Below are 23,315 nucleotides of genomic sequence, written 5' to 3'. Positions count from 1 at the left end.
TCTATGAAGACAAAAAATAAAATTCCGATGCGTCAGTGTACTGGCTGCAGAGAAATGAAAAGCAAAAAAGAAATGATCCGTGTGCTTAAGACACCGGAAGATAAGATCGTTCTTGATACGACAGGCAGACAGAACGGAAGAGGTGCGTATGTATGTCCTTCTTCTGAATGTCTCGAGAAGGCGATCCGCAATCACGGAATCGAGCGGTCACTTAAGACCGTGGTTCCACAGGAGGTCTACGAAGACCTGAAAAAGGAGTTAAGTAAGATTGAAAAACAACAATAAAGTTTTGTCACTGCTGGGCCTTGCCACCAAAGCAGGCAAGGTTGCCAGTGGAGAATTTTCTACAGAGAAATCTGTAAAATCAGGAAGAGGATTCCTCGTTCTGGTTGCTGATGATGCATCACAGAATACGAAGAAGAAATTCCAGAATATGTGTGATTTTTACGAAGTACCGATTTATTTTATTGCAGATAAAGAGGAACTGGGCAAATTCTGCGGAAAAGAATTCCGTGCCAGCCTTGCGGTACAGGATGAAAACTTTGCAAAGGCAATGTTAAAGGAACTCCAGAAATTATAAATCTGAAGGAGGGGTTCATGTGCCGAAGACAAAATCAGTTGAACAAGAAATTTTAACCAGGGGAAAGGAGCGGACTACCAAGGTGGATAATTCCAGAACAGAAGAAAAGATGATGACAGCGGGACCGGAAGCAGATAAAGCAGAGTCTCCTAAAAAGAAAAAAAATATCATTCGTGTATATCATGCACAGAATGCAAGTGACGGAGGTAAAACAAGACCGAAACGTCAGAATAATAATACAGAGAGAAAACCGGCTGTAAAGCCTCAGGCAGCACAGAAACCTGCAGAAGAAGTTAAGAAAGCACCGGCAGAGGCACCGAAGGCTGCAGCTCCTGCACAGAATAATTCTGCAAGACCACAGCGACAGGAACAGTCCGGATACAATAATAACAGAAATCAGAACCGTCAGAACAACCGTGATGGAAGAGATAATAATCGTGATAACCGCGGCGGTGATAACAGAGGCCGTGATTTCCGCGGTGGAGAGAGAAGATTTTCTGACCGCAATAATACAAACGGAGGCCAGGGTCAGGGACGTGGCGGAAACCGCCCGGCAAGACCACAGGGAGAAGGCCGTCCGGCGCGTCAGGGTGATGGCAATGGCCGTCCGATGAGAGGTCAGGGAGGTCGTCCGCAGCAGGGTGGTCAGGGAAGACCACAGCAGGGCGGAAACGGAAGACCGGATTCCAACAGAGGCGGATTCGGCGGCAATAACCGCGGCGGACAGAGAAACGGAAGCACAAGAAGAGATAACGATGCTGTATTTACTCCGGAACTGACCAAGACATCTAAGGACAGCAAGAGAGAGCGCGACAGAGAGAATAAGAACAAGAAGAAAGAATTCGATAAGAATTCCGGTGCAGGACATAACAGACCAAATCAGGGAGGAAGAAGAAATCTCTCCAGAATCCCGAAGGCTCTTCAGAAGCCAGCTCCTCAGCCGAAGCAGGAAGAGAAGAAACCAGAAGTAAAAGAGATCACACTTCCGGAGAAGATGACAATTCGTGAACTGGCAGAAGCAATGAAGATGCAGCCATCTGTAATTGTCAAGAAGCTTTTCATGGAAGGAACCATGGTAACTGTAAACCATGAGATCGATTTTGAAAAAGCACAGGAGATCGCTCTGGGCTATGACATCATTGCAGAGCCGGAAGAGAAAGTGGACGTGATCGGAGAACTTCTTAAGGAAGACGAAGAGGATGAAGCAGATATGGTTTCCAGACCGCCTGTAGTTTGTGTTATGGGTCATGTTGACCACGGTAAGACATCTCTTCTGGATGCGATCCGTGATACCCATGTAACGAGAGGTGAGGCTGGTGGAATCACACAGCATATCGGTGCTTCTGTTGTAGAGATCAATGGACAGAAGATCACCTTCCTTGATACACCGGGACATGAAGCGTTTACAGCTATGCGTATGCGTGGTGCAAACTCCACAGATATCGCAGTTCTTGTAGTAGCAGCAGACGACGGTGTCATGCCGCAGACGGTAGAGGCGATCAGCCATGCCAAAGCAGCAGGTGTTGAGATCATTGTTGCGATCAACAAGATCGATAAACCAAGTGCAAACGTAGAGAGAGTAAAACAGGAACTTTCCGAGTATGAACTGATTCCGGAAGACTGGGGCGGAAGCACCATCTTTGTACCGGTATCTGCCCATACAGGAGAGGGAATCGATAATCTGCTTGAGATGATCCTTCTTTCAGCAGAGGTACTGGAGCTTAAAGCAAACCCGAACCGTGCAGCAAGAGGTCTTGTGATCGAAGCACAGCTTGATAAAGGTAAAGGACCGGTTGCGACAATCCTTGTACAGAAGGGAACCCTTCATGTTGGAGATTTCATTGCAGCAGGTGCATGCAGCGGTAAAGTACGTGCGATGATGGATGACAGAGGAAGAAGAGTAAAAGAGGCAGGACCATCCACTCCGGTTGAGATCCTTGGTCTCAGTGATGTTCCGAATGCAGGGGAGATCCTGATGGCATTCCCAAGCGACAAGGAAGCCAAGAACTTTGCGGCTGCCTTTGTTACAGAGAATAAGAAACATCTGCTTGAAGAAACAAAGGGCAAACTTTCTCTGGATAATCTGTTTGATCAGATCCAGGCAAGCGATCTTAAGGAACTTCCGCTTATCATCAAGGCGGACGTACAGGGATCTGTAGAGGCAGTGAAACAGAGTCTTACCAAGCTTTCCAATGAAGAAGTTGTTGTACGTGTGATCCACGGTGGTGTTGGTGCAGTCAATGAATCTGACGTATCCCTTGCTGCAACATCCAATGCGATCATCATCGGCTTTAACGTTCGTCCGGATCCGATGGCAAAACAGCTTGCAGATCAGGAAGGTGTGGATCTTCGTCTTTATAAAGTTATTTATCAGGCAATCGAGGATGTAGAGGCAGCAATGAAGGGTATGCTTGATCCGGTATTCGAAGAGAAAGTCATCGGTCACGCAGAGGTACGTCAGCTGTTCAAAGCATCCGGTGTCGGTACGATCGCGGGAAGCTATATCCTGGATGGTATTTTCCAGAGAAACTGCAAGGTTCGTATTACAAGAGAAGGTGAGCAGGTCTTTGAAGGTGAGCTCGCATCTCTGAAACGTTTCAAAGACGATGTCAAAGAAGTCAAGGCAGGATACGAGTGTGGTCTTGTATTTGACGGCTTTAATGATGTCAAAGAGGAAGATAAAGTAGAGGCTTATATCATGGTAGAGGTACCAAGATAGGAGAATACATGAGAAAAAACAGTATTAAGAATACCCGTATCAATGGTGAGGTCCAGAAGGAACTGAGCACGATCATCAGAAATGAGGTCAAAGATCCCCGTATTCATCCAATGACTTCTGTCATGGCTGTGGAAGTTGCACCTGACCTTAAGACCTGCAAGGCATTTATCAGTGTCCTTGGCAGCAAAGAGGCAAAGGATGCAACGATCCAGGGCCTTAACAAGGCAGAGGGATATATCAGAAGACAGCTGGCAAGAAATCTGAATCTGAGAAATACACCGGAGATCCGTTTTATTCTGGATGAGTCCATCGAGTACGGCGTAAATATGTCAAAACTGATCGACGATGTAACAAAAAAAGATGCTTCCGCAGGAAAGACAGCGGAGGAAGAATAAGACAGACTGGGGCTGAGCCTGCCCGGATTGTCCCAAACAGTAACGGAATAAGAGGGAGTGTCATGAAGAATATTTCAGAAGTACTGAAAGATGTTAAAACAGTAGGTATCGGCGGACATGTCAGACCTGACGGTGACTGCGTTGGTTCCTGTATGGCGTTGTATCTCTATATCAGGAACTATTTTCCGGATGTAGATGTCAGTGTATATCTGGATCATCCGAAACCGATTTTTGGTCATATAGACCGTATCGGAGATATTAAGACAGAAGTAGAAGAAGGCAGAGAATTTGATCTGTTTATTACCTGTGATGTCAGTGCGCGTGACCGCCTGGCAGTTGCAGGTGCTGCTTTTGACCATGCAAAGAAAACAGTCTGTATCGATCATCATATAAGTAATCCGGAATTCGCGGATATCAACTATGTGAAAGGGGATATCAGCTCGTGTTGTGAAGTACTCTACGGGCTTCTGGATCCGGAGAAGGTAGACCGTCCGATCGCAACTGCGGTCTATACCGGAATGATCCATGATACCGGAGTGTTTCAGTATTCCTCCACTTCTTCTGAGACCATGCGTATTGCAGGGGAATTGATGAAACAGGGGATCCCTTTCAGTAAGATCATTGATGAATCTTTTTATGAAAAAACTTATCTTCAGTTACAGGTTATGGGCCGTGTGCTGGCAGAGAGTATCCTTCTTCAGGACGGAAAGTGCATTGTAGGCTATCTCCGCAGAAGAGACATGGAGTTTTATGGAGTAGAGGGCAGTGATCTGGATGGTATCGTCAGCCAGCTCCGCCTGACCAGAGGCGTGGAAGTTGCAATCTTCATCTACGAGACGGAGACGCAGACCTTCAAGGTCTCACTCCGCTCCAACGGTAAGGTTGATGTGAGCAAAGTTGCCGTCTTCTTTGGCGGAGGCGGACATACAAGAGCGGCCGGCTGTGATCTTCAGGGTTCTATGTACGATGTTGTGAATAATCTGACGGCAGAAATCGAGAAACAGTTTGGTGAGAAGGAGGAATAATGGACGGAGTTCTGATCATTCGAAAAGAGAAGGGATATACTTCTCATGATGTGGTTGCAAAACTTCGGGGAATCCTCCACATGAAGAAAATTGGTCATACCGGAACACTGGATCCAGATGCCGAGGGCGTTCTCCCAGTTGTGCTCGGAAGAGCGACGAAACTGGTGGATCTTCTGACTGAGAAGCGTAAAACGTACGAGGCACTTCTGCGTCTGGGGATAGAGACAGATACGCAGGATATGACAGGTGAGATCCTGAGCAAAAAACCAGTGACTGTCTCCGAGGAGGAAGTGACTGCCGCGATCCGCAGCTTTCTGGGAGAGCAGCAGCAGATTCCGCCGATGTATTCGGCTCTTAAGGTAAATGGTAAGAAGCTGTATGAGCTTGCAAGAGAAGGCAAGACCGTGGAACGTAAGGCGCGTCCGGTCTGCTTCTATGAAATAGAGATCCTGGAGATGAAACTTCCGCTTGTTCGTTTTTCTGTCACCTGCAGTAAGGGAACCTACATCCGTACCCTGTGTCATGATATCGGGCAGAAGCTGGGCTGCGGTGCCTGTATGGAAGAACTTACCCGTACAGCTTCCGGTGAGTATCGCTGGGAAGACAGTATCACCCTTGACCAAGTGCAGAAAGAAATGGAAGAGGGGATCCTTGAACAGAGAATCCTCTCTGTTTCGGAAGTTCTTAAAGCATATCCGCAGATCCGGTGCAATAAATTCGGAGACCGTCTTCTTCTGAATGGAAATGCACTGCCGGATACCATGACAGAAACACAGAGCAAAAAAGGCTGGGTACGGATGTGCACCAGAGAGGGAGTTTTTCTGGGGATTTATGAGTGGGATAACAAAAAGCACCGTTATCAGCCTCAGAAAATGTTTCTCTGAATTAAAATCAGGAGTCAGAATACATGGAATACATGAAGATTGAAGGTCAGTTTCCAAAGTTTTCCAACTGTGCAGTCACCCTTGGAAAGTTTGACGGAATTCATCGCGGACACAGGAAACTGATCCAGAAGATCCAGGATCACAAGAAAGAATATGGAACCACATCGGTGGTTGTTGCCTTTGTGTCCGATCGTCAGACAATCCTCACAGGAGAAGAAAGAAGACTGCTTCTTGAAGATATGGGAGTGGACGTCCTTCTGGAATGTCCGCTGAACGAGCAGATACGGCATATGAAGGCAGATCAGTTTATCCGCCAGATCTTGGTTGGCGCACTGCAGGCCTCTTTCGTAGTAGTGGGAGAGGATTATCGGTTCGGCTATGAGCGGAAGGGCACACCTGAACTTCTCAAAAAATCCGGTCTGAAATATGGCTATAGTACAGAGATCGTTCCAAAGGAAATGGACGGAAACCGTAAGATAAGCAGTACATTTATCCGGGAAGAACTCAAAAAAGGCAACATGAAAAAGATATCCGAGCTTCTTGGAACCGATTTTTTTGTGGAAGGTACGGTGGAACACGGAAAAGGTCTTGGGCACAAGAAATTTTTCCCGACAACCAATCTGATCCCTCCCAAACAGAAGCTCATGCCGCCAAACGGTGTCTATGTGACAGTGTCAAAGTTTGGAGAAACCGAATATCAGGGAATCACCAATGTCGGATATAAGCCGACAATCGGTGAGGATTTCCTTGGTGTTGAAACCTATCTTTTTGATTGTGACAGGGATTTGTATGGACAGGACTGCGTAGTTTCTTTTCTCAGATTCCAGAGGCCGGAGCGTAAATTTGCTTCTTTCGAGGCACTCAAGGCACAGATCGCAAGGGACATCGAAGAAGGACACTTGTTCTTCGAAAATAAAGTTCAAAAATAAATAATTATCTTGTTTACACGTTGGATGTTTTATGCTATACTATTCGAGGTGTAAATCAGCCCATATTCAGAGATTGGAATCTCCAACCGTTTCTTAATATGCGGCGTTTCATTCATAATAATATTTTTAAGGAGGAAATCACAATGATTTCAAAAGAAAAAAAACAGGCAATCATGAAAGAATATGCAAGATGCGAGGGTGACACAGGATCACCGGAGGTACAGGTAGCAGTTCTTACAGCAAGAATCCAGGAGCTGACAGAGCATTTAAAGACACATCACAAAGATCATCACTCCAGACGTGGTCTTCTGAAGATGGTTGGTCAGAGACGTGGACTTCTGGCATACCTGAAGAAAACAGACATCGAAAGATACCGTGCACTGATTGAGAAATTAGGTTTAAGAAAATAATTAGTATACGGACGGGGCGGATAAACCATCCGCCCCATTTTTAAATGAAAAAACAGAAGTTATTTCCGAGACTACTGAAAAGGCTATTGGTTTCAGTGGATTTTTCAGTCGTTTCGGACTTCTGTAAAATTAAAACGCAAGAAATAAAGGAGAAAAGATATGTACAAAAGTTATTCTATGGAATTAGCCGGAAGAACACTGACTGTAGATATTGGTCGTGTTGCAAAGCAGGCTAACGGCGCAGCTCTGATGCATTATGGTGATACAACTGTGCTTTCTACTGCAACAGCATCCAAGGAGCCAAGAGAAGGAATCGATTTCTTCCCTCTGAGTGTTGAGTATGAAGAAAAAATGTACGCAGTAGGCAAGATTCCAGGAGGATTCAATAAAAGAGAAGGTAAGGCAAGCGAGCACGCAATTTTGACATCCCGTGTTATTGACCGTCCGATGCGTCCGCTGTTTCCGAAGGATTACAGAAATGATGTGACTCTGGTAAACATGGTTATGTCTGTGGATCCTGAGTGTAATCCGGAGATTCCGGCTATGCTTGGTTCCTCTATCGCAACCTGTATTTCTGATATCCCGTTTGATGGTCCTTGTGCTACCACACAGGTTGGCCTGATTGACGGAGAGTTCATCATCAACCCGTCTCTGGCTCAGAAGGAGCTTTCTGATCTTCAGCTGACAGTTGCTTCCACAAGAGAAAAGGTTATCATGATCGAGGCCGGAGCAAACGAAGTACCGGAAGATCTGATGATCGAAGCAATCTACAAGGCACATGATGTGAACCAGGAAATTATCCGTTTTATCGACAAGATTGTCGCAGAGTGCGGCAAGGAGAAGCATCTCTACGCTTCCTGTGCAGTACCGGAAGAACTGTTTGAGGCAATTCGCAAGATTGTGCCGTCAGAGGAAATGGAAGAGGCAGTCTTCACAGATGACAAACAGACAAGAGAAGAAAATATCCGTGAGATCACAGCAAGACTTCAGGATGCGTTTGCTGACAAAGAAGAGTGGCTTGCTGTTCTCGGAGAAGCAGTATATCAGTACCAGAAAAAGACTGTTCGTAAGATGATCTTAAGAGATCACAAACGTCCGGATGGCCGTCAGATCACACAGATCCGTCCGCTGGCAGCAGAAGTGGATATCATCCCGCGTGTTCATGGTTCTGCTATGTTCACACGTGGACAGACACAGATCTGCACCATGACAACTCTGGCTCCGCTTTCAGAGGCACAGAGAATTGACGGACTTGATGAGTTTGAGACATCCAAGAGATATATGCATCATTACAACTTCCCGTCCTACTCTGTAGGTGAGACAAAACCGTCCAGAGGACCGGGACGTCGTGAGATCGGACATGGAGCACTGGCAGAACGTGCACTTGTTCCGGTACTCCCGTCAGCAGAAGAGTTCCCATATGCGATCCGTACAGTATCTGAGACATTTGAATCCAACGGTTCTACTTCTCAGGCAAGTATCTGTGCATCCACCATGTCTCTTATGGCAGCAGGTGTACCGATCCGTAAACCGGTTGCAGGTATCTCCTGTGGTCTTGTTACAGGAGCAACAGATGACGATTACATCGTACTGACAGATATCCAGGGACTGGAGGACTTCTTTGGAGATATGGACTTCAAGGTTGCAGGTACACATGATGGTATCACAGCAATCCAGATGGACATCAAGATCCACGGCCTGACAAGACAGATCGTAGAAGAAGCAATCCGCAGAACAAAAGAAGCAAGAGAATATATCCTCACAGAGGTTATGGAGAAATGCATCGCAGAGCCGCGTACTCAGGTAAATAAATATGCACCGAAGATCATTCAGCTTCAGATCGATCCTCAGAAGATCGGAGATGTTGTTGGTCAGAGAGGCAAGACTATCAATGCCATCATCGAGCGTACAGGTGTTCAGATCGATATCACAGATGAAGGTTCTGTATCTATCTGCGGCGTTGACCAGCACGGAATGGACGAAGCAAGAAAGATGATCAAAACCATCGCAACTGATTTCGAGGCAGGTCAGATTTTTGAAGGTACAGTTGTAAGCATCAAGGATTTCGGTGCCTTTGTTGAGTTTGCTCCTGGCAAAGAGGGAATGGTTCATATTTCCAAGATCAGTGATCACAGAATCGACAAAGTAGAAGATGTTCTTACTCTTGGCGACAAGGTAAAAGTAATCTGCCTTGGCAAAGACAAGATGGGAAGAATGAGTTTCAGCATTAAGGATGTACCGGAAGAAGCATAAAAATGAGATATCATAATATAACCAAGGATGATATGCTGAATGGAGACGGACTTCGGGTGGTACTCTGGGTTGCCGGATGCAATCACTGCTGCCGGGAGTGCCAGAATCCCATCACCTGGGATCCAAATGGCGGACTTCCGTTTACAGAAGCAGAGGAGAGGGAGATTTTTACCGAACTGGATAAGGAGTATGTAAGCGGTATCACTTTTTCAGGAGGAGATCCGCTTCATCCGTCCAATATTTCAGCAGTAACAGCCCTTGCACGTAAAATCAAAGAAAAATATCCGAACAAAACCATCTGGCTTTATACAGGTTCCCTCTGGGAAGAGATCCAGCATGAAGAAATCCTTCGCTATCTGGATGTACTTGTAGACGGAGAGTTCCAGGTAGATAAACTGGATGTCGGATTGAAATGGAAGGGATCTTCCAATCAGCGTGTGATTGATGTTCCGTCTACTCTTTGTGAACACAGGATCGTTCTTCATGCCGAATAAATGAGAAATCCAGGAGGACAAAATGAAAAGAATTGCAAAATTTCACAAAGTAAGTGCAGAGCGTTTTATGGCAGACTGGAAAGATACTTTTCCGGAGACAGCAGAGGAAACGATTGCCGACATTTATAATAAAATCAAGCTTCCGGTAAGAGCAACAGCAGGAAGTGCAGGATATGATTTCTTTTCACCTGTGGACATTACACTGAATCCGGGCGAGACCGTCAAGATTCCGACCGGGATCCGTGTGGAGATGGAGCAGGACTGGGTCCTGAAATGTTATCCGAGGAGCGGACTGGGCTTCAAATATCGTCTGCAGCTCAATAATACGGTTGGGATCATTGACAGTGATTATTTTTATTCTGACAATGAAGGACATATTTTCTCGAAGATCACCAACGACAGCAATGAGAGCAAGTCTGTAAGCATTCAGGCCGGAACAGGCTTTATGCAGGGGATTTTTGTAGAATATGGAATTACAGTAGATGATGATGCACAGGGCATCCGTAATGGCGGCTTTGGAAGCACTACGCAGAAATAAAATACAGTAAATATAAAAGCGGAGTTCCCGGACTTTAGTGTTCCGGATACTCCGCTTGTTTTGTGCTGTGAAATATGTGCTGTGAAATAGTAAATGAATATCAGTAACTGCGAATAAGAATTATTCCAGTGTTTCGCCTTCTTCTGCTCTGCGGGCATTGTCAAGTACAATATCAAATGCTGTGGCTGCTGCCTGGTACTCCGCGTCATCCTCGATGTTGGCAAGCATCGGATCGCCGTTCTCTGTACGGGAGAAACGATAGAGATAAACCTCTCCGCTCTGATTCTGGCCGTTCTCGTCCAGCGGAAGAAGTGCAATGTATTCCTGCTCATCTATCGGGAAGACTGTAAGGATCGCACATTCAACCTCTGTATCATCCTCCAGTGTCAGTGAAATTGTGCTGTGACCTTCTTCAGGGTCAGCTCCGCCGCAGTTCAGTCCGCAGGTTGCACAGTCACTCGGTGCACATTTGGAATTTGTAAATTCATCACTCATAATTGAATTCCTCACTTTTGTTTTCTTTTGGTTATTTTATTCATTTTATCAGAAAACACAGGGATTTACAACGGTTGTCCTGTGCAAAAAATAAAAAAATGTATTTTAACTCACTCAGGAATCATGTATAATAAATGATATAAAAAAATGAAGGAGAAACGAAATGAAATTTGTTTCATGGAATGTAAATGGAATCAGAGCATGTCTGACCAAAGGGTTTGAAGATAGATTTCGGGAACTGGACGCAGATATTTTTTGTCTGCAGGAGACGAAATGTCAGCAGGGACAGGTCAAGATTGAACTTCCGGGCTATCATCAGTACTGGAATTATGCAAACAGGAAGGGATATTCCGGAACGGCGATCTTTACAAAGCAGGAGCCGCTTTCTGTTTTTTATGGGATAGGAATAGAAGAACATGACAAGGAAGGACGTGTGATCACTCTTGAGTTTGATCATTTTTATTTTGTAACGGTATATACGCCAAATTCTCAGACGGAACTGAAGCGTCTTTCTTATCGAATGGAGTGGGAGAGAGATTTTCTCGCATATCTTCTGAAGCTCCAGGACAAAAAGCCGGTCATCTGCTGCGGAGATCTGAATGTCGCGCATCAGGAGATCGATCTTAAGAATCCTAAGACCAACCGCAAAAATGCAGGATTTACGGATGAAGAGAGAGGCTGCTTTACGAAAGTCCTGGAAAGCGGATTTATTGATACGTTCCGCTATTTTTATCCGGATCAGGAGGGGATTTATTCCTGGTGGTCCTATCGTTTCAGAGCCCGTGAGAAGAATTCAGGATGGAGAATCGACTACTTCCTGGTATCACCTGCCCTCAGGGAGTATTTGAAGGATGCGGTGATCCACACGGAGATCATGGGATCGGACCATTGTCCGGTTGAGCTGGATACAGAGCAGCTCTGATCATAGAAGGCATGTATAAGGAGGAGAGAGGGATTATGTACGATCAAAGCGGGCTTTTGATACACGAAGGCAATCCGATGCTGCCGGGTGTCACAAAAGTTTCCGGGGGAATAAATTTTGCTGTGGAGGTTCCCGCTGATGAAGAAGCTTCTCTGATTCTGTATCATAAGGGAGAAGCAGAACCGGCAGAAGAGATTCCTTTTACAGAAGCAAATCGGACCGGCCGTATGTGTGCAATGATGGTGTCCGGATTTAAGCCGGAACAATATGAATATAATTTTCGAATAGATACAAAGGTATGTCAGGATCCGTATGCTTATGGTCTGACAGGAAGAGAAGCATTTGGCAAAATAACAGATAAGGAAGATGAGCACAAAATAAGATGCAGTTTTCTCAATACAAAGGGATATAACTGGATGGGAGATGCGGCGCCAAAGATCCCTTATCAGGATATGCTTCTCTATAAAATCCATGTCAGAGGTTATACAAGACAGGCAAAGATCTCACCCAAAAAGAGAGGTACCTTTGCAGGTCTTACAGAAATGATTCCCTATTGGAAAGAACTGGGTATCAATGCGATTGAATTAATGCCATGTTATGAATTTATGGAAAAATCTGTGGCAGAATCTGGAAAGGTCATGATCCGGCAGAAGCATCAGAAGAGCCGGATCAATTACTGGGGATATCAGCCGGGATTTTATTTTGCACCCAAAAGCGCTTACTGTGCTACCAGGAAACCGCAAAAGGAGTTCTGCGATATGGTGAGGGCCTTTCATGAGGCCGGAATAGAATGTATTATGGAAATGTATTTCCCGGCAGATACCGCACCGATGAAAGCCCTTTATGCATTGTGGTTCTGGAAAAAATACTATCATGTGGATGGTTTCCATCTGGTAGGAGATGGTGTCCCGAAGGAACTGATCGAGAGAGATCCGTTCCTGTATGGAGTCAAAAAAATGTTTTCTGATATTTCCGGACAGCCTGACAAAGAGAATATGCTGGCAGAGTACAACAGAGGATTTATGCAGGATATGCGTCGCCTTCTCAAGAGTGACGAGGGGATGATCGCCGGAGCACAGTTTCATATTAAGAGAAACACAGGACATTTCGGAACGATCAATTACATGGCGAGTCAGGATGGATTTACTCTGTATGACACCGTGACTTATAATTACCGCCATAATGAAGCGAACGGAGAAGAGAATCATGACGGCAGTGATTATAATTATTCCTGGAACTGCGGTGTAGAAGGTGCGACGAGGAAGCAGGCAATCCGCCGTCTCAGGGAGCAGCAGCTTCGAAATGCTTTTCTCATGCTGCTTTTGAGTCAGGGTACACCGATGCTTTATGGAGGAGATGAGTTCGGCAATTCACAGGGAGGAAATAATAATGCCTGGTGTCAGGATAACAGCACAGGCTGGACGGACTGGAAATCATTCAAAAAACAGGAGAAATTGTTCTCTTTTGTGAAGAAAGCAATTGAATTCCGAAAGGAGCATCCGATCCTTCATATGCCGGATGAGCTTCGAAACGTAGATTATATGGCCAAGGGATTTCCGGATATTTCCTTCCATGGAGAACGTGCGTGGTTTTTAAATATGGAAAACACCAGCCGCCTGATCGGGATCATGTACTGTGGAGATTATGCTGAGAGAGCAGACGGAACAAAAGATGACTTCCTTTATATAGGTTACAATTTTCATTGGGAGGAGAGGAAAATCGCATTGCCAAACCTTCCGGATGGAGTGACATGGAGAAAGATTGTCGACACCTCGGATCAGGAAGAAGAAAAATGGTTCCGGGAGGACAGTGTAAGTTACAAAAAAGTAATAGATATCAATCCACGTACCATTGTGGTGCTGGTGGCAAGGCAGGAGGAGGTAGAGGATGATGCATCCGTGGCTGCACTTCAAGACGATAACAAAGCATAAATTACTGGTGATGAAATATTGTTTCCGGATCGGACTGTATAAGCAGGGGCTGCTCCATGACCTTTCCAAATATACGCCTGCGGAATTTCTGGTGGGCTGTAAATATTATCAGGGAACGAGAAGCCCGAACAATGCAGAGCGGGAGGACATCGGAGTTTCCACTTCGTGGCTGCACCACAAGGGCCGGAACAAGCATCATTTTGAGCACTGGGTTGATTATTCTCTTGATAAGAATCATGTGATCATGGGAGCTCAGATGCCACGTAAATATGTGGCAGAGATGGTTATGGATCGGATCAGTGCTTCGCGGAATTATCTGGGAGATGCCTATACAAACAGCCAGCCTCTGGAATATTTCATGAAGAGCAAAGAAGACCTCTGGTTTATTCATCCACAGACCAAGAAAGAACTGGAAGCGCTTCTTCGCATTCTGAATGACCATGGTGAAGAAAAACTTCTCCACTATATCAAATACAGATATCTTAAGGGAGAAACAAGAAAAATCAAATATTGAGAGAACAGGATAAAAGCCTTTTTTCTGTCATGATCGGTCAGTCTGGTCTGGTGACAGGGAGAAGGTTTTTTTGCTTTATAGGAAATTACTCCGTAATGTGTTGGCTGTTGGGATAGAAAAAAGGATAAACAGTATATAACAGTTGACAACAGTATAATGCTGTTATATACTGTTTGTACAAGGAGGGATGAAGTTGGATCTTATTATTAATCATACTTCCATGGAACCGATCTATGAGCAGATCATGATTCAGATCAAGTCAGGAATAATAGAAGGTACACTGACTGCGGGAGAGGCACTTCCTTCCGTGCGTGCACTTTCCAGAGAACTAAAGATCAGTGCACTCACGGTGAAAAAAGCTTACGACAGTCTGGAGGAAGAGGGACTGGTCGTAACTGTCCATGGAAAGGGAAGCTTTATTGCAAATACAAATCAGGAGCTTCTGATGGAAGAGAGGCGCAAGGAACTGGAGAAGGAACTCGAGGCAGCCGTCCGAAGGGCACAGGCCGGAGGGCTGACAGAGAAGGAGATTAGAGAGACATTTGATATTATAATGGAGGACAGGCTATGATGATAGAATTCGATCATGTGATTAAGAAATATAATGATTTTACGCTTGATCTGAATATGCAGATCCCTAAGGATCGGATCATCGGGCTGATCGGGGCAAATGGAGCCGGGAAGAGTACGACCTTTAAGCTTATACTTGGTCTTATCCATCCGGATCAGGGCAGCGTAAAAGTATTGGACAGGACAGCGCAAGATCTGAAACCCGAGCAGAAACAGGAGATTGGCACAGTGTTTTCAGACAGCGGATTTTCGGAATATCTGAAAGTGAATCAGCTTATTCCGGTTATGAAGCGGTTTTACCCGGACTTCAGGGAAGAAGAGTTCGCTGAAAGATGTGAGGAATTTCAGATTCCACGGAACAAACAGATCAGAGATTTCTCTACCGGAATGAAAGCAAAGCTGAATGTACTCCTTGCACTCAGCCATGGCAGCAGATTGCTGCTTCTGGATGAGCCGACAGCGGGGCTGGATGTGGTTGCCAGAGAAGAAATCCTCGATCTTCTGCGGGAATATATGGAGATCCCAGGGCGTTCCATCGTGGTCAGTTCCCATATTTCCGGGGATCTGGAGCATTTCTGCGATGACCTGTATATGATCCATGAAGGGGAAATTGTTCTTCATGAGGAGACGGACCGTATTCTTGAGGAATATGGATTTCTCAAAGTGACAGAGCAGGAATACGAGGCACTTGATAAAGAATATCTTCTGCGTGTGAGGAAGGAGCCGTTTGGATACAGCTGCCTGACAGACCAGAAGCACTATTATCTGGAAAACTACCCGGAGATCGTAGTTGAGAAAGGTAGTGTGGATGAGGTGATCACCATGCTGGTGAAAGGAGAGACATTATGAGTGGATTGTTAGCGAAAGATATGGAACTGCTCAAAATAAATATGAAGACATATCTGGCTGTTTTCCTGATCGGATTTATGTATCTGATCGTACAGAAGAATGGAAGCACTTTCTTTGTGTCCTATTCGATTTTTGTAAGTATTGGTGTCTCTGTCGGAACGATTTCCTATGATGCTTATCACCATGGAATGAATTATCTGATGACCCTTCCTGTTACCAGAAAACAGTATGTATGGTCGAAATATCTGCTTGGTTTCTGCTTTGCAGCAGTGACAGGTGTGGCTGCTCTGCTCATTGGGATATTGAAAGTTCAGGTTACCGGAAATCAGGAAATGCAGGACCTTCTGATCAGTGCAGGTGTCTCAATGATCCTTGCAGGGATGATTCTTTGCGGAACGATTCCACTGCGGTTAAAGTACGAAGCGGAGAAAAGCAGAATCATCATGGTAGCGGCAGCAGCGGCACTTTTTTTGCTGGTGGCGGTATGCAGGGAAGGGTACAATATATATAAGAAAGGTTTTGCGAGAGGTTTTGAGTTTCTGGGAAGAATTTTCGGATGGCAGACAGCATGTCTGCTGATCGTATTGCTGATGATCTGCACGGCAGTATCTGTAAAAGCCAGCGAGCGGATCATGGAAAGGAAAGAGTTCTGATTAGGCTGCTGTGAACGGAGTAAACAGTAACAAAACAATAAAACTAATCCCCCTCTTAAAATAATTAACTGGAATATTTCTTCCAAATACGTTATCCTGTAAAAAGAGAAGATATATATGCAGGCAGGAGGAGCATTTTATGGAGAAAAACCAGATTTTTATAAAAAGTGGAACAGAATACAAAAAGATCACCAAAGAACTTCTGGCAGAGAGTAATCTGGCAGAGCTGATCGGTGACCGTGACAAAATGGTTGGCATCAAGCCAAACATGGTTTCGGCATCGGATCCGTCCAATGGTGCCACGACACATACGGAGATCATTGCCGGAATCCTGGAATATCTGAAGGAAAATGGCTTCCGCAAAATGATGATCCTGGAAGGCTCCTGGGTAGGGGATCGTACCTCAGATGTATTTGAGGTGTGCGGTTATCAGCAGATATGTGATGGCTATGATGTGGAATTTCATGATACCCAGAAGGACAAAAGCTTTACAAAAGACTGCAGAGGACTGGAACTCAAGATCTGCAACAGTGTCAAAGAGGTGGACTTCCTGATTAATGTGCCGGTTATGAAGGGACACTGTCAGACAAAGATCACCTGTGCACTTAAGAATATGAAAGGACTGATCCCAAACACAGAGAAACGTCATTTCCATTCGATGGGTCTTCACAAGCCGATCGCACATTTAAACACAGGAATCCATCAGGACTTTATCGTAGTTGACAATATCTGTGGAGACCTGGATTTTGAAGACGGTGGAAATCCGGTAGTCATGAACCGTATCTGGACAGCACTGGATCCGGTACTTGTGGATGCATATGTCTGTCAGCAGCTTCATTACAGAGTTTCCGATGTTCCGTATGTGAAGCTTGCCGGAGAGCTTGGAGTCGGATGTTCTGATATCTCAAAAGCAGATATCCGCATACTGGGTGAAGATGTTCAGCAAAATATTCCGAAACGACGCAAGGTAGTAGAGGTAGCTGATGCGGTAGAGGAAGTGGATTCCTGTAGCGCCTGCTATGGATATCTGATCCCGGCACTGGATATGCTGAAGCAGGAGGGGCTTCTCGAAAAACTTCATGAAAAAATCTGTATCGGACAGGGATACAGAGGTAAGAGCGGAGAATTGGGAGTCGGACATTGTACCAGAAACTTCAGACATCATGCAGAAGGCTGTCCGCCGACAGAAAATCAGATCTATGAATTTTTAAAAGAATATATTTCCAGATAAAATGCGTGGGGGAATGATAATACATTCCCCCACGTTTATCGTTCGTATGCTTCTTTCAGGATTTTTACGATTTCTTCCGTAGTAAATCTGCTGCTGTCAATGCAAAGATCATACTGCCCCATATCCAGCCAATTCTCATCGGTAAAGAATTCGTAATAAGCTTTACGTTCCTTATCCATTCGCTTAACCAGCTTCCGGGCACTCTTTTCTTCTCTGTCAAGCCGCTCCATAATGGTCTTTACACGGGTTTCAAACGGTGCGTAGATAAACACACTGGTCCGGTCCAGGAGGATATGATTGGCACATCTGCCGACAATCACGCAGTCCTCCTTATCCGAAAGGGAAAGGATGATATCACGCTGGAGTTCAAACAGAACATCATTCATTGGAATTGTGAGATATTCCGGGTTGATCTGAATCTCATGATTTACAGGAAAACTCCAGACACCGGGTCTCTTTTCGTCTACATCAGCGAGGTCGCCGAGAGGAATGTTTTTCTTCTTAGCGGCAATCTCGATCAGTTCTCTGTCATAGAATCCGATTCCAAGTTCTTCTGCAAGAGCCTTTCCGATAGCACGTCCACCGCTTCCGTACATTCGATTGATTGTAATGATACGTTTACTCATATAAATTCCTCCTTTCGATGGACTTTTATTTGTGAATATTATAACATAATAGTTGGAAAATATCCACAATAAAATCCTAAAAAGTGAAAATATTTTATGAAAATCTGATAAGTCAGATAAATGTGACGGATTTTAAGGTTCGCTTAAGGTTAGTTCATGGGTCTTTCACAGATCTCTCAATAAGTGAACACAGTTTCCTGTTAAAGTATGTTTCAGAAACAGAGAACAGGAGAGTCGGTTACGGACAGCTTGGAGGGCAGAAATGTTTCAAAAGGGAAGAAAAGTGAAAAGATCTAAAAAAAAGAAAATCCTGAGTCTGATCATTGTTGTGGCGGTGACAGGAACATCAGGAGCGGTGGTCTGCAGGAAAGTGAGACGGCCGATGGCAGCAGCCACAGAAACAGACAACGTGCAGCAGACAGAAGTAAAGAATAGAAGCACTGCGTTATGCGGGCTGATCAGCTGGAATGCATTTTGACCAAGTTACTGAGAACGGAGTGAACAGCAACAGATGAAAGAAATGGCAGATTCTGTCGAACGAAATTTGTTGACCGCAAAAACGAAGACTCTTATAATGGGAAATATAAAAATCACTTGACAGATGGGTGATTATTAAATATAATTTTCTTATAAATTACAGAAATATTACAGAAAAAATAATTTCAGAAAAAAAGAAATAATGAAATTGCAAGGATTATAAGAGTATGAAGAAATCAGAATTAACAGAAAATCAGATCCCAACGCCCGTTAAGGGTGAGAATAACAACAGGAAGAAACTGCCGGCTTCTATGAGAGGCTTTGTTTCACTGACGGTATGTGCGGCTGCTGTTCTGACGGTTTCAGGAGGCCTCAAGATCGCAGACAGTTTTAACAGGCAGGAAAGAGTTTATGCGGCAGCAGAGAGTACAGTAAACAGTGCATATGAGGGTGCGGGTTATGAACTTCCATCTGGAATTGCAGGCGTGGCATCCGGTGTGAGCGGAACTCCGTCTGCAGGAGCAACGATCAACAGGATCGGTACTTCGTGTGAGGATGTGATTGTAGGTCAGCGTGTACAGAAGATCACCAGCCAGGCTGTTGAGATGAATGTCAGTGAATCCATGGCTACTACGATAGATAATTTTGATTCCAATGTTGTATCCTCTGCAAAGATGATGTCAGATGAGGATTATCAGAACCTTCTGCAGATTGTAGAGGCTGAGGCAGGTACAGAGGACATCAAAGGCAGGATCATGGTTGCCAATGTAATTATGAATCGTGTGAAGTACAGTGAGTTTCCGGACAATGTCACAGATGTGATCTGGGAATACAATAATGGTGTAGCACAGTTTTCGCCGGTTGAGGATGGCCGGATTTCTGAGGTAACTGTTTCCAGGGAAACGAAGGAAGCTGTGAAGCAGGTTCTCGAAGGGGTGGATTATTCTAAGGGAGCACTGTTTTTTATTCAGAAATCGGCAGCTGCAAAGAGCAATATATCCTGGTTTGATAAGAATCTCAAGAGATTATTTAAGCATGGTGTTCATGAGTTTTATACATATCCGGATGAGGTTCTCAGAGAAAACGCGGAGAATTAAAAGCTAGTGTCCGGGCTTGTAAAGCAGATGTCCGCAGAAGAATAACAGGGCGTACAGCTCCGAAAGAAACAGAATCTTTCGGAGCTTTTTAAATTTCCTATGGAATTTTACACGTCACCGTGGTATACTATGACAAAAATCAAAAAGATAACCAAAGAAAGGCAGGAAGAATACATGCAGGTATTATATAAGAGCACCAGAGGCAAAGGTGAAACAGTAACCGCGTCCATGGCTATTTTGAAAGGACTTTCCGAAGATGGAGGGCTGTTTGTACCGACTTCGATCCCGAAACTGGATGTTCCTGTAGAGAAACTTGCTCAGATGACATATCAGGAAACAGCCTATGAAGTTATGAGCCGTTTTCTTACAGACTTTACAGAGGAAGAGCTGAAGAACTGTATTGCAAATGCATACGATGAGAAATTTGATACAACAGAGATCGCCCCGCTTCATAAAGCAGACGGAGCTTATTATCTGGAACTGTTCCATGGTTCCACCATCGCATTTAAGGATATGGCACTGTCCATTCTTCCGCATCTGATGACAACAGCAGCAAGAAAGAATCAGGTAAAGAATGAGATCGTGATCCTGACTGCAACTTCCGGAGATACCGGTAAAGCAGCCCTTGCAGGCTTTGCAGATGTTCCTGGAACAAGAATCATTGTATTTTATCCGAAGCATGGAGTAAGTCCGATCCAGGAGAAACAGATGGTAACACAGAAGGGTGCCAACACTGCAGTCGTAGGCATCACAGGAAACTTCGATGACGCACAGACTGCTGTCAAAAAGATGTTCAACGACAAAGAACTTGCAGCAGAACTCGACGGAGCCGGATTCCAGTTTTCCTCTGCCAATTCCATCAATATTGGACGTCTGGTGCCACAGATCGTATATTATGTATATGCATATGCAAAACTGGTCAAAGACGGAACTGTCAAGGCAGGAGATGAGATCAATGTTGTAGTTCCTACAGGAAACTTTGGAAACATTCTTGCAGCATTTTATGCAAAACAGATGGGACTTCCGATCCATAAGCTGATCTGTGCTTCCAATGAGAACAAAGTTCTGTTTGATTTCTTCCGTACAGGAACCTATAACAGAAAGAGAGAGTTTATTCTTACTACTTCTCCTTCTATGGACATTCTGATCTCCAGTAACCTGGAGCGTCTGATCTATCGTCTCACAGGTGAGGATGCAGAGAAATGTGCGGAACTGATGCAGGCATTAAGCCAGGGCGGAGAGTACACCATTACAGACGAAATGAAAGCAGGTCTTTCAGATTTCTATGGCAACTACTGCAGCGAAGAAGAAACGAAAGAAGCGATCCGCAGAATCTTTGAGGATGCAGATTATGTGATCGACCCGCATACAGCAGTTGCAGCAGGAGTATATAAGAAATATACCGAGGACACCAAGGATACGACTCCGACAGTGATTGCATCCACAGCAAGCCCATACAAATTCACAAGAAGTGTTATGGCTGCAATCTCTGATAAGGGAGAGGGACTGGATGATTTTGCTCTGGCAGATGAACTGACCAGAATCTCCGGAGTCAAGATTCCGAGAGCGGTAGAAGAGATCCGTACAGCTCCGGTTCTTCACGACAGAGTTGTAGATGCACCGGATATGCCGGCAGCGGTTAAGGATATTCTTGGAATTCACTGAGATAAGACCATAGAGAAAAGGCTGTGACTTTAAGTCACAGCCTTTGTTACTTTATTTCCCGTCGGATGCTTCTGAGATTCCGGAAATATCCGGTTCAGCCATCAAAGAATAGTTGGTATAGTAAACTACAAATCCAGGCTTGGCACCACCCGGTTTTTTGACATGTTTCTTCTGAATATAGTCGATTTCGACTTTTGGTGCAGTCCGTCCTTTGGAGTAATAAGCTGCGAGGCGTCCGGCCTCTTCGAAGGTACGGTCCGGAAGTTCTCCATCCGAAGTTTTGACGATGACATGGGAACCGGCCATTTTTTTGGCATGGAACCACCAGTCATTTCCGGTCGCCTGTTTAAACGTCAGCTCATCATTCTGGAAGTTGTTTTTGCCAACAAAGATATCAAATCCGTCACTGGAAATATAGTGAAAGGGTTTGGATTTTGTCTGTGCTTTGGCACCCTTTTTGCCGGAATAATGTTTTTTGATGTAACCATACTCGGTAAGCTCTTCCTTGATCTGGCTCAGATCACTTTCTGCACGGGCAATATCGAGTGCGTTGGATATGGATTCCAGATGCTCGATCTCGGATTCGGTATCGGCAAGCTGTTCGTTCAGAGCTTCTTCCGTACGTTTGAGCTTGCCATAGCGGTCAAAATATTTTTTGGAGTTTTCCTGTGGGGTGAGAGTTGGATCCAGAGGAATGGTGATTTCTTCGTTGGTGTAATAATTCAGTGCCTTGAAAGATTTGCATCCCTCTTCCAGACCATAGCCGTAGGTGTTGATGAGTTCACCGTAGACTTTGTATTTGTCCTTTTTGGCAGTGTCTTTCATCTGTTTCTGCTGAAGTGCATATTTCTTGCGGTTACGTTCAAGGGCAGTCTGTACGATCCTGCGAAGGTCGGAAGACTTCTGGCGGATGCGGTTCAGAGTATCACGGGATGCGTAGTAGGTCTCCAGCATGGAGGAAACAGTAGAGAATGTTTCACTGTGGTATTCCTTTCCGTACTGAGTCAGCGGAAGAACAGAATATTCTATCGGTTCGCTGCCGCGGTAAATGATGTTTGGAGTAAAATCTCCTTCGGAAACCTGATCCATCAGTCTTCGGAAGGTATGATAAAGGTGTATGGAGGCTGTTTCAGTCAGTGACTGTGCGGCATCACTTCCGTCAATAGAAGCACGGTAGCATATCTCCTCTGCAATCAGTGGGCTGAGACCTGTGAGAGTGCTGTAGATCGCCTTGGATATGTTGCAGGGTTTGCTGCAGACTCTTTCGATAAATTCTGCTTCTGTGATGGTGAGCGGATCAGATTTTTCCTGTGTATGCGGAAGAAAATAATCTCTTCCCGGAAGAACCTCGCGGACAGAACTCATATGAGAGGAAACATGCTTGATGCTGTCCAGGATCATACGGTTCTCATCGCAGAAGATGATATTGCTGTGTTTTCCCATCAATTCTATGATCAGAAATTTCTTACAGGGGTCTCCCATTTCATTGCGATGCTCCAGTCCAAATTCCACAACTCGTTCCATGCCGGGCTGGTGGATACTGCTGATGCGGGCACTGCCGATGTGCTTACGCAGGAGCATGCAGAAGTTTGGTGCGGTAAGCGGGCTTGGTTTATTCTTATCCGTAAAATAGATCAGAGGGAGGGAAGCATTGGCGGAGAGCAGAAGTCTGCACTGGCCGTTTGCTCCCTTTCCTGTGATCATTAAGGCATCTGCTTCAGGCTGGGCGATCTTGTTAAAACGTCCGCCATCCAGATTCTGGTGTAATTCCTGAACCATTGCCGCAATGGTAATTCCATCAAAAGCCATAGTTAAAATCTCCTTTTTATTTATCAGATATACAAAATTTTCATTTATAACGAAATTATTGTTATTGTAACCTTTTCGAGCCGGAAATGTCAATGTACGGTTACTGTTTGATAGTGATTTGGAATGTATTTTGACCAAGTTACTGCGAACGGAGTGAGCAGTAACATATTCCGCGAGAATCCGGGTTATAAATAAAAAAACAAATTGACTAGTATTTTAGAATGCACTATAATAAATCTGTATGTAGTA

24 protein-coding genes are annotated in these 23,315 nt (G+C 44.8%); 21 read left to right on the top strand and 3 right to left on the bottom strand.

The genetic code is table 11. From position 1 onward, the window contains the following. The first annotated feature begins 3 nt into the window (after positions 1-3). The 11 genes from rnpM (at position 4) to LIR34_RS15160 (ending at position 10,227) form a co-directional block, all read left to right on the top strand. Positions 4-285, top strand: coding sequence for an RNase P modulator RnpM (gene rnpM, locus LIR34_RS15210; protein WP_161284754.1), 282 nt, complete (start codon positions 4-6; stop codon positions 283-285). Further along, the gene (locus LIR34_RS15205; RefSeq protein ID WP_227239882.1) at positions 269-580 is read left to right on the top strand and encodes a L7Ae/L30e/S12e/Gadd45 family ribosomal protein; all 312 of its coding nucleotides are present in this window, start codon (positions 269-271) and stop codon (positions 578-580) included. The genes rnpM and LIR34_RS15205 overlap by 17 nt, the downstream gene beginning before the upstream one ends. A gap of 19 nt (positions 581-599) precedes the next feature. After that, positions 600-3,299, top strand: coding sequence for a translation initiation factor IF-2 (gene infB / locus LIR34_RS15200; RefSeq protein WP_330603645.1), 2,700 nt, complete (start codon positions 600-602; stop codon positions 3,297-3,299). A gap of 8 nt (positions 3,300-3,307) precedes the next feature. Further along, positions 3,308-3,694: a 30S ribosome-binding factor RbfA gene (gene rbfA, locus LIR34_RS15195; protein ID WP_161284753.1), complete on the top strand. Its 387-nt coding sequence runs from the start codon at positions 3,308-3,310 to the stop codon at positions 3,692-3,694. A gap of 62 nt (positions 3,695-3,756) precedes the next feature. Beyond that, positions 3,757-4,719 carry a DHH family phosphoesterase gene (locus LIR34_RS15190; protein ID WP_161284752.1) on the top strand — a complete coding sequence of 321 codons (963 nt, stop codon included), beginning with the start codon at positions 3,757-3,759 and terminating at the stop codon, positions 4,717-4,719. After that, positions 4,719-5,603 carry a tRNA pseudouridine(55) synthase TruB gene (gene truB / locus LIR34_RS15185; protein WP_173902375.1) on the top strand — a complete coding sequence of 295 codons (885 nt, stop codon included), beginning with the start codon at positions 4,719-4,721 and terminating at the stop codon, positions 5,601-5,603. The genes LIR34_RS15190 and truB overlap by 1 nt, the downstream gene beginning before the upstream one ends. Before the next feature lie 23 nt (positions 5,604-5,626). Next, on the top strand, positions 5,627-6,532 hold the full coding sequence (locus LIR34_RS15180) for a bifunctional riboflavin kinase/FAD synthetase (RefSeq protein WP_173902374.1): 906 nt from the start codon (positions 5,627-5,629) through the stop codon (positions 6,530-6,532). A gap of 143 nt (positions 6,533-6,675) precedes the next feature. Then, positions 6,676-6,942 (top strand): 30S ribosomal protein S15, encoded by a 267-nt coding sequence (gene rpsO, locus LIR34_RS15175; RefSeq protein WP_161284749.1) that lies wholly within the window; start codon positions 6,676-6,678, stop codon positions 6,940-6,942. A 159-nt stretch (positions 6,943-7,101) separates the two neighbouring features. Beyond that, complete coding sequence (locus tag LIR34_RS15170) at positions 7,102-9,195, top strand: polyribonucleotide nucleotidyltransferase (RefSeq protein WP_173902373.1); 2,094 nt, start codon at positions 7,102-7,104, stop codon at positions 9,193-9,195. Between the two features lie 2 nt (positions 9,196-9,197). After that, a complete protein-coding gene (nrdG, locus tag LIR34_RS15165) occupies positions 9,198-9,689 on the top strand; it encodes an anaerobic ribonucleoside-triphosphate reductase activating protein (protein WP_173902372.1) in 492 nt (163 codons plus the stop codon). 22 nt (positions 9,690-9,711) lie between these two features. After that, positions 9,712-10,227 carry a deoxyuridine 5'-triphosphate nucleotidohydrolase gene (locus LIR34_RS15160; protein ID WP_161284746.1) on the top strand — a complete coding sequence of 172 codons (516 nt, stop codon included), beginning with the start codon at positions 9,712-9,714 and terminating at the stop codon, positions 10,225-10,227. Between the two features lie 120 nt (positions 10,228-10,347). On the opposite strand, the gene LIR34_RS15155 is transcribed toward LIR34_RS15160, so the two are convergent. Continuing rightward, positions 10,348-10,722 (bottom strand): DUF1292 domain-containing protein, encoded by a 375-nt coding sequence (locus LIR34_RS15155; RefSeq protein WP_161284745.1) that lies wholly within the window; start codon positions 10,720-10,722, stop codon positions 10,348-10,350. Positions 10,723-10,885: 163 nt separating this feature from the next. Here LIR34_RS15155 and LIR34_RS15150 point away from each other — a divergent pair, with 163 nt between their 5' ends. The 7 genes from LIR34_RS15150 to LIR34_RS15120 all read left to right on the top strand — a co-directional run bounded on the left by LIR34_RS15150 (position 10,886) and on the right by LIR34_RS15120 (position 17,392). After that, a complete protein-coding gene (locus tag LIR34_RS15150; protein ID WP_173902371.1) occupies positions 10,886-11,644 on the top strand; it encodes an exodeoxyribonuclease III in 759 nt (252 codons plus the stop codon). A 35-nt stretch (positions 11,645-11,679) separates the two neighbouring features. After that, complete coding sequence (locus LIR34_RS15145) at positions 11,680-13,575, top strand: Type II secretory pathway, pullulanase PulA and related glycosidase (RefSeq protein WP_173902370.1); 1,896 nt, start codon at positions 11,680-11,682, stop codon at positions 13,573-13,575. Continuing rightward, entirely contained in the window at positions 13,535-14,089 is a 555-nt protein-coding gene (locus tag LIR34_RS15140) for a DUF5662 family protein (protein ID WP_173902385.1), read from the top strand. The genes LIR34_RS15145 and LIR34_RS15140 overlap by 41 nt, the downstream gene beginning before the upstream one ends. Positions 14,090-14,282: 193 nt before the next feature. Beyond that, positions 14,283-14,660 carry a GntR family transcriptional regulator gene (locus tag LIR34_RS15135; protein ID WP_173902369.1) on the top strand — a complete coding sequence of 126 codons (378 nt, stop codon included), beginning with the start codon at positions 14,283-14,285 and terminating at the stop codon, positions 14,658-14,660. Further along, positions 14,660-15,508, top strand: a complete 849-nt coding sequence (locus LIR34_RS15130) for an ABC transporter ATP-binding protein (protein WP_173902384.1) — start codon at positions 14,660-14,662, stop codon at positions 15,506-15,508. The genes LIR34_RS15135 and LIR34_RS15130 overlap by 1 nt, the downstream gene beginning before the upstream one ends. Continuing rightward, the gene (locus LIR34_RS15125; protein ID WP_173902368.1) at positions 15,505-16,161 is read left to right on the top strand and encodes an ABC-2 transporter permease; all 657 of its coding nucleotides are present in this window, start codon (positions 15,505-15,507) and stop codon (positions 16,159-16,161) included. The genes LIR34_RS15130 and LIR34_RS15125 overlap by 4 nt, the downstream gene beginning before the upstream one ends. A 139-nt stretch (positions 16,162-16,300) precedes the next feature. Further along, entirely contained in the window at positions 16,301-17,392 is a 1,092-nt protein-coding gene (locus LIR34_RS15120) for a DUF362 domain-containing protein (RefSeq protein WP_173902367.1), read from the top strand. Between the two features lie 35 nt (positions 17,393-17,427). Here the strand turns inward: LIR34_RS15120 and LIR34_RS15115 are convergent, their stop codons facing one another. Continuing rightward, positions 17,428-18,018 carry a cytidylate kinase-like family protein gene (locus tag LIR34_RS15115; protein ID WP_161284739.1) on the bottom strand — a complete coding sequence of 197 codons (591 nt, stop codon included), beginning with the start codon at positions 18,016-18,018 and terminating at the stop codon, positions 17,428-17,430. A gap of 283 nt (positions 18,019-18,301) precedes the next feature. Between LIR34_RS15115 and LIR34_RS15110 the strand changes: the two genes are divergently transcribed. The 3 genes from LIR34_RS15110 (at position 18,302) to thrC (ending at position 21,257) form a co-directional block, all read left to right on the top strand. Further along, positions 18,302-18,496 (top strand): hypothetical protein, encoded by a 195-nt coding sequence (locus tag LIR34_RS15110; protein ID WP_161284738.1) that lies wholly within the window; start codon positions 18,302-18,304, stop codon positions 18,494-18,496. Between the two features lie 226 nt (positions 18,497-18,722). Next, positions 18,723-19,592: a cell wall hydrolase gene (locus LIR34_RS15105; protein WP_244092254.1), complete on the top strand. Its 870-nt coding sequence runs from the start codon at positions 18,723-18,725 to the stop codon at positions 19,590-19,592. 174 nt (positions 19,593-19,766) lie between these two features. After that, on the top strand, positions 19,767-21,257 hold the full coding sequence (gene thrC, locus LIR34_RS15100; protein WP_173902382.1) for a threonine synthase: 1,491 nt from the start codon (positions 19,767-19,769) through the stop codon (positions 21,255-21,257). Positions 21,258-21,308: 51 nt separating this feature from the next. Here thrC and LIR34_RS15095 read toward each other — a convergent pair whose 3' ends face one another. After that, positions 21,309-23,066 carry an Rqc2 family fibronectin-binding protein gene (locus tag LIR34_RS15095; RefSeq protein WP_173902366.1) on the bottom strand — a complete coding sequence of 586 codons (1,758 nt, stop codon included), beginning with the start codon at positions 23,064-23,066 and terminating at the stop codon, positions 21,309-21,311. Positions 23,067-23,315: the final 249 nt, after the last annotated feature.

Origin of the sequence: Blautia sp. MSK17_66 (assembly GCF_020538025.1) — a bacterium.
Lineage (GTDB): Bacteria > Bacillota > Clostridia > Lachnospirales > Lachnospiraceae > Blautia_A.
Note: the sequence above shows the minus strand (reverse complement) of the source record. Positions and strands in the feature narration are given on the sequence as shown.

Excerpts from the sequence above, each read along its gene's own strand:
- rbfA (WP_161284753.1), top strand. The coding sequence starts at position 3,308 with ATGAGAAAAAACAGTATTAAGAATACCCGTATCAATGGTGAGGTCCAG.
- thrC (WP_173902382.1), top strand. The coding sequence starts at position 19,767 with ATGCAGGTATTATATAAGAGCACCAGAGGCAAAGGTGAAACAGTAACC.
- LIR34_RS15180 (WP_173902374.1), top strand. The coding sequence starts at position 5,627 with ATGGAATACATGAAGATTGAAGGTCAGTTTCCAAAGTTTTCCAACTGT.
- LIR34_RS15190 (WP_161284752.1), top strand. The coding sequence starts at position 3,757 with ATGAAGAATATTTCAGAAGTACTGAAAGATGTTAAAACAGTAGGTATC.
- LIR34_RS15120 (WP_173902367.1), top strand. The coding sequence starts at position 16,301 with ATGGAGAAAAACCAGATTTTTATAAAAAGTGGAACAGAATACAAAAAG.
- LIR34_RS15125 (WP_173902368.1), top strand. The coding sequence starts at position 15,505 with ATGAGTGGATTGTTAGCGAAAGATATGGAACTGCTCAAAATAAATATG.
- LIR34_RS15105 (WP_244092254.1), top strand. The coding sequence starts at position 18,723 with ATGAAGAAATCAGAATTAACAGAAAATCAGATCCCAACGCCCGTTAAG.
- rpsO (WP_161284749.1), top strand. The coding sequence starts at position 6,676 with ATGATTTCAAAAGAAAAAAAACAGGCAATCATGAAAGAATATGCAAGA.
- LIR34_RS15155 (WP_161284745.1), bottom strand. The coding sequence starts at position 10,722 with ATGAGTGATGAATTTACAAATTCCAAATGTGCACCGAGTGACTGTGCA.
- truB (WP_173902375.1), top strand. The coding sequence starts at position 4,719 with ATGGACGGAGTTCTGATCATTCGAAAAGAGAAGGGATATACTTCTCAT.
- rnpM (WP_161284754.1), top strand. The coding sequence starts at position 4 with ATGAAGACAAAAAATAAAATTCCGATGCGTCAGTGTACTGGCTGCAGA.
- LIR34_RS15140 (WP_173902385.1), top strand. The coding sequence starts at position 13,535 with ATGCATCCGTGGCTGCACTTCAAGACGATAACAAAGCATAAATTACTG.
- LIR34_RS15160 (WP_161284746.1), top strand. The coding sequence starts at position 9,712 with ATGAAAAGAATTGCAAAATTTCACAAAGTAAGTGCAGAGCGTTTTATG.
- LIR34_RS15170 (WP_173902373.1), top strand. The coding sequence starts at position 7,102 with ATGTACAAAAGTTATTCTATGGAATTAGCCGGAAGAACACTGACTGTA.
- LIR34_RS15145 (WP_173902370.1), top strand. The coding sequence starts at position 11,680 with ATGTACGATCAAAGCGGGCTTTTGATACACGAAGGCAATCCGATGCTG.
- LIR34_RS15095 (WP_173902366.1), bottom strand. The coding sequence starts at position 23,066 with ATGGCTTTTGATGGAATTACCATTGCGGCAATGGTTCAGGAATTACAC.
- nrdG (WP_173902372.1), top strand. The coding sequence starts at position 9,198 with ATGAGATATCATAATATAACCAAGGATGATATGCTGAATGGAGACGGA.
- LIR34_RS15150 (WP_173902371.1), top strand. The coding sequence starts at position 10,886 with ATGAAATTTGTTTCATGGAATGTAAATGGAATCAGAGCATGTCTGACC.
- LIR34_RS15115 (WP_161284739.1), bottom strand. The coding sequence starts at position 18,018 with ATGAGTAAACGTATCATTACAATCAATCGAATGTACGGAAGCGGTGGA.
- LIR34_RS15130 (WP_173902384.1), top strand. The coding sequence starts at position 14,660 with ATGATAGAATTCGATCATGTGATTAAGAAATATAATGATTTTACGCTT.